Source organism: Chloroherpetonaceae bacterium, from assembly GCA_033763895.1.
Taxonomy (GTDB): domain Bacteria; phylum Bacteroidota; class Chlorobiia; order Chlorobiales; family Thermochlorobacteraceae; genus JANRJQ01.
In genome coordinates, this window is the sequence record JANRJQ010000004.1 from 567,879 (window position 1) to 580,780 (window position 12,902).

Genomic DNA, 12,902 nt, shown 5'->3' on the forward strand with positions numbered 1-12,902 from the left:
TTTTGCGTTTAAAGTGATTGCTATGGTTTTTCATCCAATTCACCTTCTTTAATCAATTCATCCTTAAAAACTTGTGCGTAAGCAATGGCATGCTTTGCGATCTCATGAGCTGCATTGGGCTTTGCAAAAGTTTGAACAGCCTTTGACATTGCGCTGAGCTTTGAATCATTCTTCAAAAGCGATTCAATTTTTACAACGCTTTCTTCACTTGTGAGATTGGCGTCAACAATTAATTCTGCAGCGCCTTTTTCAGTGAAACTTTCTGCATTGTGAAATTGATGATTATTTGCAGCAAATGGATATGGAATCAAAATGGAGGGTTTTCCGATTCGTGCCAACTCCGCAAGCGTTGAAGCTCCTGCTCGGCATAGCACCAAATCTGCTGCTGAATAAGCGACATCCATTTCATCGACAAAGCGATTGACCCACAAATGTTGCCTCTCTCCAATCCTTTTTATTATCGATTCAAACTCCAATTTTCCGGTTTGCCAAATCAAATTATTTTCGTTTAGAAATCGATCAAGATTTGCTTCGATAAATCGATTTAGGCTTCTTGCACCAAGGCTTCCTCCAAAGGCAAATAATGTTGGCCTTTCGGGCAATAGTCCAATTTTTTTTCTCGCTTCTGATTTTTCAATCAACTTAAAATCACGCGTCGGATTCCCGCTGACAAAAACACCCTCACGATTTAAGAGCTTTTTTGAACTTTCAAATGACAGGTGAACTTCATCGGCATTACGTGCTAAAAATTTTGTTGAAATGCCAAGTGACGCATTCTGCTCTTGAATGATGGTTGGGATTCCCCACCTTTGTGCCGCATAAACGACCGGTGCACTAACATAACCACCGGTTCCGATTACCACATCCGGCTCTTCTTGATCCAACAAACGATACGATTCATCAATACTTTGCTTTAAGCGAAATGGAAACTTTAGATTTTCTAGAATATTATGAATTGAAAACCCGCGCTTAAATCCTGCAATTGAAATTAAATGAAGAGTAAACCCTTGTTTTGGAACCTCGGTTGCCTCAATCCCTCTCTCTGTACCGGCAAAATGAATTCGTGAATCAGGCTTCATTTTCAAGATTTCTCTTGCAATGGCGATTCCGGGAAAAAGGTGCCCCCCTGTTCCACCGCCTGCGAATAAGAACTTTAACGGCATCTACGCTCCTTCTCCAGAGAATTTTTGAATTCGCGGATCCAAGTGCCCGATTTCGGTGTTCATTACGTTTGGAGAAGGCAACGCATTTAATCTCCGCTTTTTCTCTCGAGAAATACTAATCAACAGCCCCACGCCAAGGGCATTAAAGAGCGCCGCGCTACCACCATAACTGATAAACGGCATAGGCAAGCCTGTATTTGGCAAGAGGTGGCAAGCCACCGCAGCATTTACAAAAGCATACATCCCAAGTGCAACCGTAATACCGAAGGCTAAGTATTTTCCAAAATCATCGAGTGCATGACGCGCAATTGTAAACCCGCACCATACAATTCCCACAAAAAGGAGAAGCAGTGCCACAGCCCCCAAAAAGCCGTATTCTTCACCAACGACAGCAAAGATGAAATCATTATAGGATGCAGGTAAAAAAAGTTCTCTTTGTTTGCTCGCACCAATACCCAATCCAAATAATCCGCCATTGCCTAATCCAATTAAGGCTTGCTCATTTTGGTAACTGGCTTCTCCGATAAATGAATCAATCCGATCTTTACGGTATCCGCCAAAAAGCACAAATAATGCCGCCGGAGGAAGTGCGCAAAGCCCTGTGATTGTTAAATGCTTTACACTTACACCACCGGCGAAAAGTATCATCATACCTATCGCTGCGAGTACTGCGGCTGTAGAAAAGTTTGGTGCCAAGGCAACAAGTACGACTGTAATCCCAATGACAATCATCATTGGCTGAAAACTCTTTTCAAGATCTTTTATGAACGATTGCTTTTCAGAAAGCAACATTGCGAGGTGAATGATTAATGCATATTTCGCAAGGTCAGAGGCTTGAAATCGGAATCTACCATAACCCAGCCAACGAGCAGCTCCTGTGATAACACCACCGGCTTTGAGGATTAATAATAAAGCCAGTAAAGCGATACTCACCATCCAAATAATTTTGCTGTATTTTTTTAGCAGTTTGTAATCAATCCCACCCACGAAAAAAATCACCCCAATGCCTAATATCACATAGATCAATTGACGCCATAAAAAGTATTCTGAATCTTGAAATTTTCGAGCACCCCACCCTGCACCGCTGCTATAGACCATTAAGACACCGATGCACATCAAGATAATTGTTAGAAGAAGCAAGAATTTACCTGAGATGCTTTCTAGGGTTTTTTTCTGTAAAGGATCGAGCAATGCCCCGCCGAGGTTTCCGTTTGAGGTACTTTGCCCAACAGAAACTTGCGTATCTGAACTGCTTTTGCGTCCAATTCCTTTTTCAGAAAAAATGAAACCTTTCACTTCAAATTATTCAATAAAAATGCCGTTAATAAATCATTGTTCAAATTCATTATGCCTCATAATTATTTTATATCCACACCGGATGAAGCCCGAGAAGCCCCCGGGCTCCGCGGTGCAGACTAAAAGGCTCATAGAGAAAGAACATAAAAAAACTCACATTTACGCTTTTACTGCTTCGGGTAAGGCGTTGACGATTCTTTTGAATATGCTTCCTCGCTCTTCAAAATTGGCGAACATATCAAAGCTTGCACAAGCAGGCGATAGAAGAACTGTATCACCTTCAGCCGCCTTTCTAGAAGAAATCAAAATGGCTTCATCAAAGGAATCGGCCGAAAAAACCTCGGTGATACCTGAAAATGCATTGATGATTTTCTCTTTTGATTCTCCGATAGCGACAATGGCTTTCACTTTTTGGCGTACCAAGTCAAATACTTTTGAATAATCGTTTCCCTTATCTCTACCTCCTGCAATTAAGACGATGCCATCTGGGATGGTATCTAAGGCGTACCACATTGCATTGACGGTCGTGGCTTTGGAATCATTCACAAAGCGAACTCCGCCAACTTCTCTTACGAATTCGATGCGATGCTCAACACCTTCAAAGGTTTTGATACTTTCTCGAATCACTTCTTTGCGAACTTCTAGCGCGCGCGATGCAATCGCGGCTGCAAGCGAATTATAGGCGTTGTGCTTTCCGCGAAAATGAACACTATTCAAAATGACATCCTCCTTAATAATTGGTTCTTGAAATCCATTGATGCAAACAGTGAGCTCACCGTCTTTTAGAAAACCGCAATCCGCATAGTCTTTTGAAAGATCCTTTTTCAGACTAAATGGAATTGCTTTTACTTTTAATTTTCCTTCTGCTCTTAACGCTGCGATATGTTGAGAAAGCGTTTCGCTATCCTCACTGTATATCAAAACATCGTTTTCATCTTGCGCCTGAAAGATTCTATACTTTGAAGCTGCATACTTTTGAAAGTTGTTATCGTACCGATCCAAATGATTCGGTGTTATATTTGTAATCACGCTTACCGCAGGTTTATACGAATAGCAATGATCCAATTGAAAACTGCTTGTTTCTACAACAGCAACATCTTTTTCAGTTAATTTTTCAGCATGATTTGAAAATGCTTCTCCGATATTGCCCAATGCCATTGCCTTAAAGCCCTTTTCATTTCCTGCATTTGAAAGGATTTTAGCCGTTAAGGTAGTTGTAGTGGTTTTTCCGTCTGTTCCGGTAATGGCCACAATTTTTGCTTTGCAAAAGCGGGCAGCCAATTCAATTTCGCTGATAATCCGACACCCCCGCAGTTCCAACTCTTTCACAATCGCCACACTTGAAGCAATTCCCGGACTGATCACACATTTATCAAACTCTAACACCTGATTCGAGTGGCCGCCGAATTCCGTTGCTATACCAAAGTCATTGAGCTCTTCATTAAGACGCATTCCACCCCTTTTTTCATCACTGACGCCAATCAAGTCAAGAGGCTTTTTTTCTGAGAGAAGTACGGATGCGCCGTTTCGTGCAAGCAGTTTCGCCGCAGCGATTCCGCTCTTTTCAGCACCCAAAACCACCCAACGCTCGCCTCGAACCTTCATTTAATTAACGCAGTTTTAAGGTGATTAAGCTCGCCACCGCAAAAATGAGTGTGATAATCCAAAAGCGAATCACAATTTTCTCTTCGTGCCAGCCCTCTTTTTGAAAGTGATGATGAAGGGGTGCCATTTTAAAAATTCTCCTTCCCTCACCATATCGAAGCCTTGTAAACTTGAACCAGTATCGCTGCAAAATCACCGAAAGGGTTTCAATCAAAAATATTCCGGCAAGTGACGGAAGAAGCAATTCCTTTTTAATAAGTAAAGCGATTACCGCGATAGCTCCGCCGATTGCAAGCGAACCTGTATCACCCATAAATACTTGCGCAGGATGGGCGTTAAACCATAAGAATCCTATGCACGCTGCTGCTAATGCAAGCGCGAGAATCGTAACTTCGCCCGCACCTTCGATATAGACGATATTGAGATATTTCGAGAACTTGATATTCCCCGAGAGATAAGCGAAGCCTGCCAACGCAAGAAGAACAATCGCTGAGCATCCTGCTGCTAATCCATCTAAGCCGTCGGTCAGGTTAACCGCATTTGAGACTGCAGTAACGATAAAAACACAAACCGGGACATACCACCAACCGTAATCAATGGTCACATTTTTTAATAGAGGCACGGTCGTGTTTGAGAGTAGCACCGAAAGCTTAGGATCAAGCAAGGTGTAGATTCCGATTCCCAAACCCAAAGCCACCTGTCCAATCAATTTTGATTTTTCAGAAAGGCCGCCCTTCACTTTTTTTATCACCTTGAGATAGTCGTCATAAAATCCAACAGCGCCCATCCAGCCTACGGTAAGGAGAATAAGCCACGCAAATGGATCAGTGAGTTTTACCCAGCAAAGGGCTGAAATAAAGAGTGAGAGCAGAATAATGGTTCCCCCCATTGTTGGGATACCCACTTTCAGCCGGTGAGATTCCGGTGCTTCTTCTTTTATCGGTTCAATGACCTTTGACTTTAGGTAAGCAATAACTCTTGGCCCAATAAACATCGCAACCAAAAGCGCAGTGACCGCCGCTGCCAACGCACGAAAGGTGATATAATTCACCACGCGCAGCCACGTGATATCGTAGGCTGTATGCAAGTAATAGAGTAGTGAATAAAGCACTGGACTAAGCGGTTTTTTGGTTTCGAATATTTTTTATAAAAAGATCTAAAATTTCTTCAACTTTCATTCCTCGTGACCCCTTAAATAGCAAGGCATCACCAGCTTTAACGGTGTTCGTTAAAGCTTCTGCCACTTCTGCCTTTGTTTTGAAGTGCATTTTGATTGCCACTTGTGCGGCATTATTTATTTCCTCGGCCCACGAGCCAATTGTAAAAAGCAAGTCAACTTTCGTTTCATTCAGAAAATCACCGATGGCACGGTGTTCTGATTGAGAAAGATTTCCCAATTCAAGCATATCAGAAAGAATGGCAACCTTTTTACCCGAGTGCTGTATATCGCAGAGTGCAGTAATTCCGGCGCGCATCGATTCCGGGTTGGCGTTGTATGTGTCGTTGATGATCGTTATGCCACTTTCTTGAAAAACCACCATTCTCTTCAGTGCGGGCGCCATTTCAAATTGCTCAAGCGACCGAGTAATACTTTCTGGAGAAACACCAAAGTTTAATCCAACGGCTGCTGCAGAAAGTGCATTGAAAATGTTATGCCTGCCGGTCATCTTTAATTGAATCTCAAATGATTTTTCACCGGTGGATATTCTCATTTTCACAGCACCTGTTTCGTTGAGTCCAATTTCTTCTGCAATCACATCTGCTTTCAAGCCACCTCGCTTCATTATCCAATCCGGCGTTTTTACTGCCATTAAAATTTTATGGCGCACCATTTCCGACTTCTCTAAAACCAAATCGTCGTTTGTATTGATAAAGGCACTTCCTTCAGTTTCATTCAAATACTCAAAAAGCTCGGCCTCTGCATTGGCTACATTTTCGATTGAACCGAAATACTCAATGTGTGCTTTCCCGATATTGGTTATCAGCCCGTGAGTTGGCGCTGCAATGTTGCAGAGTTCGGTCATTTCATCGTAGTGGTTCATTCCCATTTCGATGACTGCAATCTCTGTCTCTTTGCGAAGCCCCAAGAGTGTCATTGGCACGCCGATGTGATTGTTCAAATTCCCTTCGGTAGAAAGTGTATGGCAATAAGCACGAAGCACGGTGGCCGTCATCTCTTTGGTTGTTGTTTTGCCGCTATTTCCGCCAAGTGCAACAACCGGAATTGAAAACTTTTTTCGGTATTGCTTCGCCAAGTTTTGTAATGTTTCCAGCGGGTCAGATGTAACAAGCAATGGCATCAACGGAAGTTCTTCTTGATGAGTAGCCCAATATTGATGACTTACGATTGCAAGTGAGGCTTTCCTTTCAGCCACCGTATTGAGAAAAGCATGACCATCGGTATTCTCTCCTTTCAAGGCAACAAAAATTTCACCACCGATCACTTTTCTTGAGTCAATGACGACTTTTGGCTGCTCCAATCCTATGCTCTCTTTGCCGGAGGGCATCACCAGATTTCCGAGCTGCTGAAGGTCGGCCTCATTAATCAAGATTGTTTCTATTGTGCTTTCTTTTGAACTCACGCTGCTATAGACTTTACCCTAAGAATTTTTTAACGATCTAATTTTCGATATGCCTTTTCAATTTCTTCACGATCATCAAAGTGAAGTTTTTCCTTGCCGAGAATTTGATAAGTTTCATGACCCTTTCCGGCAACCAAGAGCACGCTTTTGGAATCCAACAGTGAAACACCTAATTCAATTGCCTTTTCACGACTTGCGATTCGCATGATCTGCTTTTTTCCTTCCAATCCGGCTTGGATGTCGTCTAAGATCATCTCCGGATCTTCACTCCTCGGATTATCCGAAGTCAGAATTACGATGTCTGCATAGGACTCTGCAATTTTTGCCATCAAAGGTCGTTTCCCTTTGTCACGATCTCCACCACAACCAAAAATCACGATGATTCTTTCATTTGACTCGCGATTTTCGACTATCGTCTTCAAAACATTTTCCAAGGCATCGGGTGTATGAGCATAATCGACAAATGCCAAATTGCCTTTTGGGCTTATCACCTTTTCCATTCGCCCTCGAACCGCTTGGCATGACTCAATGCCCTCCAAGATTGTATTCGGTTCCAAACCCATTGCCAGCCCTGCGCAAAAAGCTGCCGCGGCATTTTCAACATTAAATTGACCAACTTGCGGCAAATGAAATTTCAGAACCGCGCCGCTAAAATGAACGCTGATTTCACTACCCAATAGTGATGCCTTTTCAATCATAAACCGTACATCTGCAATAGCAGCAAGGCTTGCTTTCTTTTCGCTTTCATTTTTTGAATTCACCAAATACCGCAAAACTTTTGCTTTTGTATCGCGAATCATCATTTCCCCGTATGGACTTGCAATGTTTGTGATCGCAGTTGCGCTTGAAGTCAATCCATCGAAGAGAATTTTTTTTGCTTCGGCATACAGAGCCATTGTTCCGTGAAAATCCAAATGATCTTGTGTCAGATTGGTGAAAATGGCCACCTCAAAATTGATTCCTTCGGTTCGCTTCAAATACAATGCGTGAGACGAAACTTCCATCACCACCGCTTTGCACATTTCTTTCTCCATCACTTCAAAAAAATGGTGCAGTTCTGGTGCTTCCGGCGTTGTGCGATCGGCCTCAATTCTCATTTCGCCAATTTGATAAGAGACCGTACCCAGCAACCCGGCTTTGATGTGCGAATGCTCAAGCACCTGATGAATGAGTGTGGCCGTGGTCGTTTTTCCATTTGTTCCTGTTACGCCTACCGCTCTCAGCCGATCAATGCTCGCCCCGTAAAAACTTTTCGCAAGTGTTGCTAAAGCGCTTCTTGAATCGTCGGTTTGAATGTAGAGTGCGTCAGAAGGCCATTCAAGATTCTCGGGCCTTTCTTCACCGAAAACGACCCTCATCCCATTTCTTATGGCAGAAGCAATAAATTTGTGCCCATCTGATTTATAGCCTTTGATTGCCACAAACAGCGCATTTTCTTTCGCATCGTTTGAGTTATAAACCAAAGCTGAAATTGTTTCAGAGCCCCATTTCTTCAGCAATTCTTCAAGTGGAATTTTATTCGGCACTTGATTCAAAATTTCAAAGAACTCACAAGTCAATTCTTTTTGAAGCAGCGAGCGAAGCAATTCTTCAAGTGTTCTCATTGCTTTTCGATTACGATTTAATTGCTCATAACCAGCGTGATTGAAGCGCCTTTTGCTATTGTCTGTCCACTTCGAATCGATTGCGAAACCACTTTTCCATCGCCACCTGCAACTTGTACCCTCAATCCTAATTCTTCAGCTGCTGCAATGGCACGCGAGGCTCGAATACCCAAAAGTTCCGGCATTTTTGATGCTGCCGTTTCTCCTGAGAGATCAAGCGGAATTTTAGTCCAAATAGCGACTCTTTTACCCGGAGCAATCCCTTGCTTTGAAACAATCCCTGCATCTTCGCCGGAGCGAGAGAAATCAAGGCTATGCGAGCGCAATATTTTTTTTGCTTCTGTTATTGTTAACCCTCGAATATTTGGAACGACAACAGTTCTTGCTGTATCCAAGAAGTATTGTTCTTTTGAAGCTTCGGGTTTCATTTCTGAAGCAATTCGGTCGCGGTATTCTTCGCCTGTTGTACTGAGCATTCGACTGGCAATTTTCGAAAAAACCGGTGCGGCTGCCATACTGCCGTAGTATCCGTTGGTTGGGTTTATCATCATGACAAGCACAGCAAATTCCGGCCTATCTTGAGGAAAGTAACCCACAAAGGAAGCCACATATCTTCCTGCTTTATAGCTGCCATTGGTTAATTGCTGTGCAGTTCCGGTCTTTCCACCAATCGGCAATCCTTGAACTCTCGCCGCCATCCCTGTTCCGCTATCAACCACTGCTTTGAAGTATTCACGCACCTTGCGCGCGGTTTCTTTTTCCATTGCGCGAGTCACTTTTTTTGGTTCCGCTCGAAAAGTCTGACTCCCCGCATTGTCGCTGATTTCTTTAATGATTATTGGCTTCATTCGCTCGCCATCATTGGCTAAAGTGGCGTAAGAAGAAAGAATTTGTAGCGGCGAAACAAGAACCTCATAACCGTGGGCCATCCACGGCAGGGTAATGCCAGTCCAATTTTTCACCGGTTTTACGGTGCCTGAGATTTCGCCCAAAAGTCCGGACTCCGTTTTATCGCCGTAGCCAAGCTTTTTGGTCATTTCATAAAATTTCTCGGTACCTACTTTCATTGCCACTTTGGCTGAAACGATATTGCTGGACTTCATGATCGCCTCGCGGAGTGTGACATTGCCAACCTTTTCGTGATCTGAGATGATTCTATCTTTGACGCGCCATTTCCCACCTTCGCCACTGTATTTATCGTAAGGCGTGATTATTCCTTCTTCGGTTGCGGCACTAAGTGCTACAATCTTAAATGTTGAGCCCGGTTCAAAAACATCGGTGACCGCACGATTCCGAATATTTTCAGGGGTATAAGTTTCCTTCAGATTTGCGTCGAAATCAGGCTCATTGGCAATTGCCAGAATTTCGCCGGTTCGTACATCCATCACGATGCCAATTGCAGCAAATGAACCCGAAGCATCCATCCCTCGTTTTAATTCATCTTCAACCAACGCTTGGATATCCGAATCAATCGTTAGGGTGATTGAACCTCCGTTTTCAGGTTCGTGATGCGCCTCCCCAACTGCCGGAAATGCTCTGCCCGTTGCCGTTCGCTGCATGAGCATCATGCCATCTTTCCCAGATAGTACCTCTTGATACTGCTTTTCAATCCCACTGATGCCGTTTCCATCTGCATCTAAAAATCCAATGACTTGCGAGGCGAGATTTTCGTAACGGCGGCTTTGTTCTTTAATCTCCAAAACTCCATAGTACTTTGCCTCTAAAATCACATTTGCTCGTGAGATTGGCACTTGCCGCTCAAGCCATACAAATCGATTTTTTTCTTTCAATTTTTTCAAATAGAAGTCTTTCGGTTTCTGAAATACTTCTGAAAAAAGCGAGGCAACGTCATCTGGATTTTCAATCACGGCAGGGTCCGCAGCAAATGAAATCGCGGTAACGGTTGTTGCAAGTCTTCTGCCATTCCGGTCGAGAATATCGCCGCGACTGGCTTTCACGGCAAGTTTATACTCGTATTGCTTTTTCGCACGCTTTTGATACTCGCCTGAAGCAACCACTTGGACATAGCCTAAACGGAAAACAACCATCGCCGCTAAAAGAAAAAGACCGCCAATGACCAAGGTCATGCGGATCTTCTCTTCTCGATTTTCGCTTTCACTTTTTCGGTTTATTGAAGACTCCACTTCATTTCCCGAACTCTGTGAGGCTTTTATGTCCTTTTCTTTTTCGCCCACCCTTACGATTATTTACTCCCTTGAAATGACAACCGGAGGATTGATATTGTATCGCAATCCTAACTTTTGATAGGCTTCCGACATAATTCGCTCACCCCGCTCTGCTTGCTTAATCTTGCTTTCAAGCTCTACATTCAGACTTTTTGCTTTTTCTAAATTTTCTTTTAATTCTTCAGACTCTCCCGAAAGCCGATTGATTGAAATAACATTGTAGATATAGAGCCCAATACAAATGGCAGAGAAAATCACAATGACAAATGTTTGAAGTGTAAGCACAGATTCAATTCTCTCTTGAGCTCTTTGACTCATCCTTTTTTGAGCCACCGGCTTTTCGCTGTTTCGCTCGAGCTCATTCGGTTCTTTTGAAATGCGGCTATTTACCGATTCTGAAATTCTATTTTTTGTGACAAAACTTTCCTGAAAAACGGTCTTTTGGATTTCACTTTCAGGGATTGCCTCATCACTTAATTCTTTTCCACGAACCTTCATGCACTCTTCAACTGAGCGCTCGATGGTGCTTAACGCCTCTGTGTAAGAGACCTTTGGCGAGTAGCTTCCGAATATTTTCGATTCTTCTTTTGTCATCTTTATCTCTTTTTCGTTCTCATCAAAATCTCTTTGAATTCTCAATTCAATTGATAAGGCAACGCGATTTCCTTATCCACATTCAAATTTTTTCTGCAATTCTCAGCTTTGCACTTCTTGATCTTGAATTGCGCGCGATTTCCTCATCACTTGGAACCAAGGGCTTTTTTGTGATAAGTTTTAAGCTTGCTTTTCGAATCGGCTCTCGAATCGGCAATCTTTTTTCACCCCAATCATCCGTACTTAAATCTTTCATGAAGTTTTTCACAATCCGATCTTCAAGCGAGTGGTAACTGATGACGCCAATTCTTCCTCCCGGCTTTAAGAGTGCAATTGATTCCTTTAAGGTTTTTTGCAGTGCTTCAAGCTCATCGTTCACTTCTATTCGCAAGGCTTGAAATACTCTTGCCATCGCTTTGGTTTGCTCAGCCGGTTTATACTCCGGATAAAATGACTTCACGATTCCAGCCAGAGCGCCTGTCGTTTCGATTGGCGCAATCCTTCTTGCTTCTAAAATCCGTTTTGCAATCTGCCGTGATTTTGGTTCTTCGCCGTATCGCCAAAAAATCTCAGCAAGTTCCTTTTCGCTGTAGGTTGCAATGATATCACTTGCCCGATTTTCAGAGCCCACAGACATCCGCATGTCGAGTTGGTGATCGCTTCGAAATGAAAATCCCCTTTCTCCACGATCAAATTGATAAAACGAAACGCCAAGATCTAAAAGGATTCCTTGCACACCCGTTTCAATCGCATCTTTCGGCAAGGCAACTTGCAACTCTGAAAAATTTGTTTCAATGCTTTCAAAGAACGGTAAGTATCGCTTAAGTCTTTGGGTGGCAAAGGCAATGGCGTCACAGTCTTGATCAATCCCAAAAATTTTTGAATCTGAAAGCCACGCGTTGTTTTCAAGCTTTTGTAAAATTCCTTCCGTGTGACCGCCCCCGCCCAATGTTCCATCGATATAAATGCCGGGTCTCGTTACCAGACCTTCAAGGCACTCATTCAGCAATGCCGGAATATGATAGGTCATTTGCCCGTTGAATAAGGATTTTCGACCGGTGACGCTTGGGGTTATTGTAAGTGGCGAGATGTCAAGGTTTCCAACATCTCTTGATTTTCACTCACCGCCCGTTGCAATTTTTCCGGCTTCCAGATACTAAACTTGTTTCCTCCCCCAACAAGCACAACCTCATTGGCATCCTTACTGACCCCCAAGTGCTCTTGTAAATCTTTGGTGATGACAATTCGGTGAGTTACCGAATCTTTCACCGCCGTGCGAGAAAGTTCCGCCTCTTCGAGGCTTTGATAGAGAAGCGTCTTTAGCAGTCGCTCCTCGCTTTTTAAGTCATCAAGTTTGGCTAAGGCTCTTTCTTTTTCTTCCCAAGCTTTGGGTTCATAAAGGTCAAGAGCACCTTCCGGTGTTTTCATCACAAAAAGCGACGCCGTGTCAGCCGCAATTTTCTTTGCGAATTTTGAAGGAATCACCAATCGCCCTTTGTCATCCAAAGAGTGTATGGATTTGCCCACAAAACCTGACATACGCTTTTCTTCTTTTAAGACAGTGAAAATTTCTAGGGAGACCTCAGTGTCGTTCTTAAGATTATCATCCGATTGTTCAAAATCTCACAAACCATTTTCTACCACTTCACACCACTTACTCCCGCTTTCTCCCAAAATAGCAAAAAATATTTGAGTTTTGCCAACAAAAATCCCACTTTACTTAAAAAAATTTTTTACTCTGTGGCTTCGCGCAAAAATCATTAAAATCAGTTGCGCGAATTCTCAAATCTTGATGAAATGAGAAAGAAATTCTTAATGAAATTTTTCTTCTGAAAAATCGGAGATACTCTTGATGAGCTCGATTAATGAAGG

At 43.0% G+C, this 12,902-nt stretch carries 10 protein-coding genes; all 10 read right to left on the reverse strand.

Annotation, left to right across the window (positions count from 1 at the left end; all coding sequences use genetic code 11):
- Positions 1-20 precede the first annotated feature (20 nt).
- On the reverse strand, positions 21-1,163 hold the full coding sequence (gene murG, locus SFU91_03125) for an undecaprenyldiphospho-muramoylpentapeptide beta-N-acetylglucosaminyltransferase (GenBank protein MDX2128008.1): 1,143 nt from the start codon (positions 1,161-1,163) through the stop codon (positions 21-23).
- The gene (locus SFU91_03130; protein MDX2128009.1) at positions 1,164-2,459 is read right to left on the reverse strand and encodes a putative peptidoglycan glycosyltransferase FtsW; all 1,296 of its coding nucleotides are present in this window, start codon (positions 2,457-2,459) and stop codon (positions 1,164-1,166) included.
- 159 nt (positions 2,460-2,618) lie between these two features.
- Positions 2,619-4,064: a UDP-N-acetylmuramoyl-L-alanine--D-glutamate ligase gene (gene murD, locus SFU91_03135; protein MDX2128010.1), complete on the reverse strand. Its 1,446-nt coding sequence runs from the start codon at positions 4,062-4,064 to the stop codon at positions 2,619-2,621.
- Positions 4,065-4,068: 4 nt separating this feature from the next.
- The gene (gene mraY / locus SFU91_03140; protein MDX2128011.1) at positions 4,069-5,175 is read right to left on the reverse strand and encodes a phospho-N-acetylmuramoyl-pentapeptide-transferase; all 1,107 of its coding nucleotides are present in this window, start codon (positions 5,173-5,175) and stop codon (positions 4,069-4,071) included.
- Positions 5,176-5,179: 4 nt separating this feature from the next.
- Positions 5,180-6,646, reverse strand: coding sequence for a UDP-N-acetylmuramoyl-tripeptide--D-alanyl-D-alanine ligase (murF, locus tag SFU91_03145; GenBank protein ID MDX2128012.1), 1,467 nt, complete (start codon positions 6,644-6,646; stop codon positions 5,180-5,182).
- A gap of 29 nt (positions 6,647-6,675) precedes the next feature.
- Complete coding sequence (locus SFU91_03150) at positions 6,676-8,250, reverse strand: UDP-N-acetylmuramoyl-L-alanyl-D-glutamate--2,6-diaminopimelate ligase (GenBank protein ID MDX2128013.1); 1,575 nt, start codon at positions 8,248-8,250, stop codon at positions 6,676-6,678.
- A 17-nt stretch (positions 8,251-8,267) separates the two neighbouring features.
- Positions 8,268-10,445 carry a penicillin-binding transpeptidase domain-containing protein gene (locus tag SFU91_03155; protein MDX2128014.1) on the reverse strand — a complete coding sequence of 726 codons (2,178 nt, stop codon included), beginning with the start codon at positions 10,443-10,445 and terminating at the stop codon, positions 8,268-8,270.
- 12 nt (positions 10,446-10,457) lie between these two features.
- Positions 10,458-11,030: a hypothetical protein gene (locus tag SFU91_03160; GenBank protein ID MDX2128015.1), complete on the reverse strand. Its 573-nt coding sequence runs from the start codon at positions 11,028-11,030 to the stop codon at positions 10,458-10,460.
- 82 nt (positions 11,031-11,112) lie between these two features.
- A complete protein-coding gene (gene rsmH / locus SFU91_03165) occupies positions 11,113-12,060 on the reverse strand; it encodes a 16S rRNA (cytosine(1402)-N(4))-methyltransferase RsmH (GenBank protein MDX2128016.1) in 948 nt (315 codons plus the stop codon).
- Between the two features lie 41 nt (positions 12,061-12,101).
- Positions 12,102-12,569: a transcriptional regulator MraZ gene (locus SFU91_03170; protein MDX2128017.1), complete on the reverse strand. Its 468-nt coding sequence runs from the start codon at positions 12,567-12,569 to the stop codon at positions 12,102-12,104.
- Positions 12,570-12,902 lie beyond the last annotated feature (333 nt).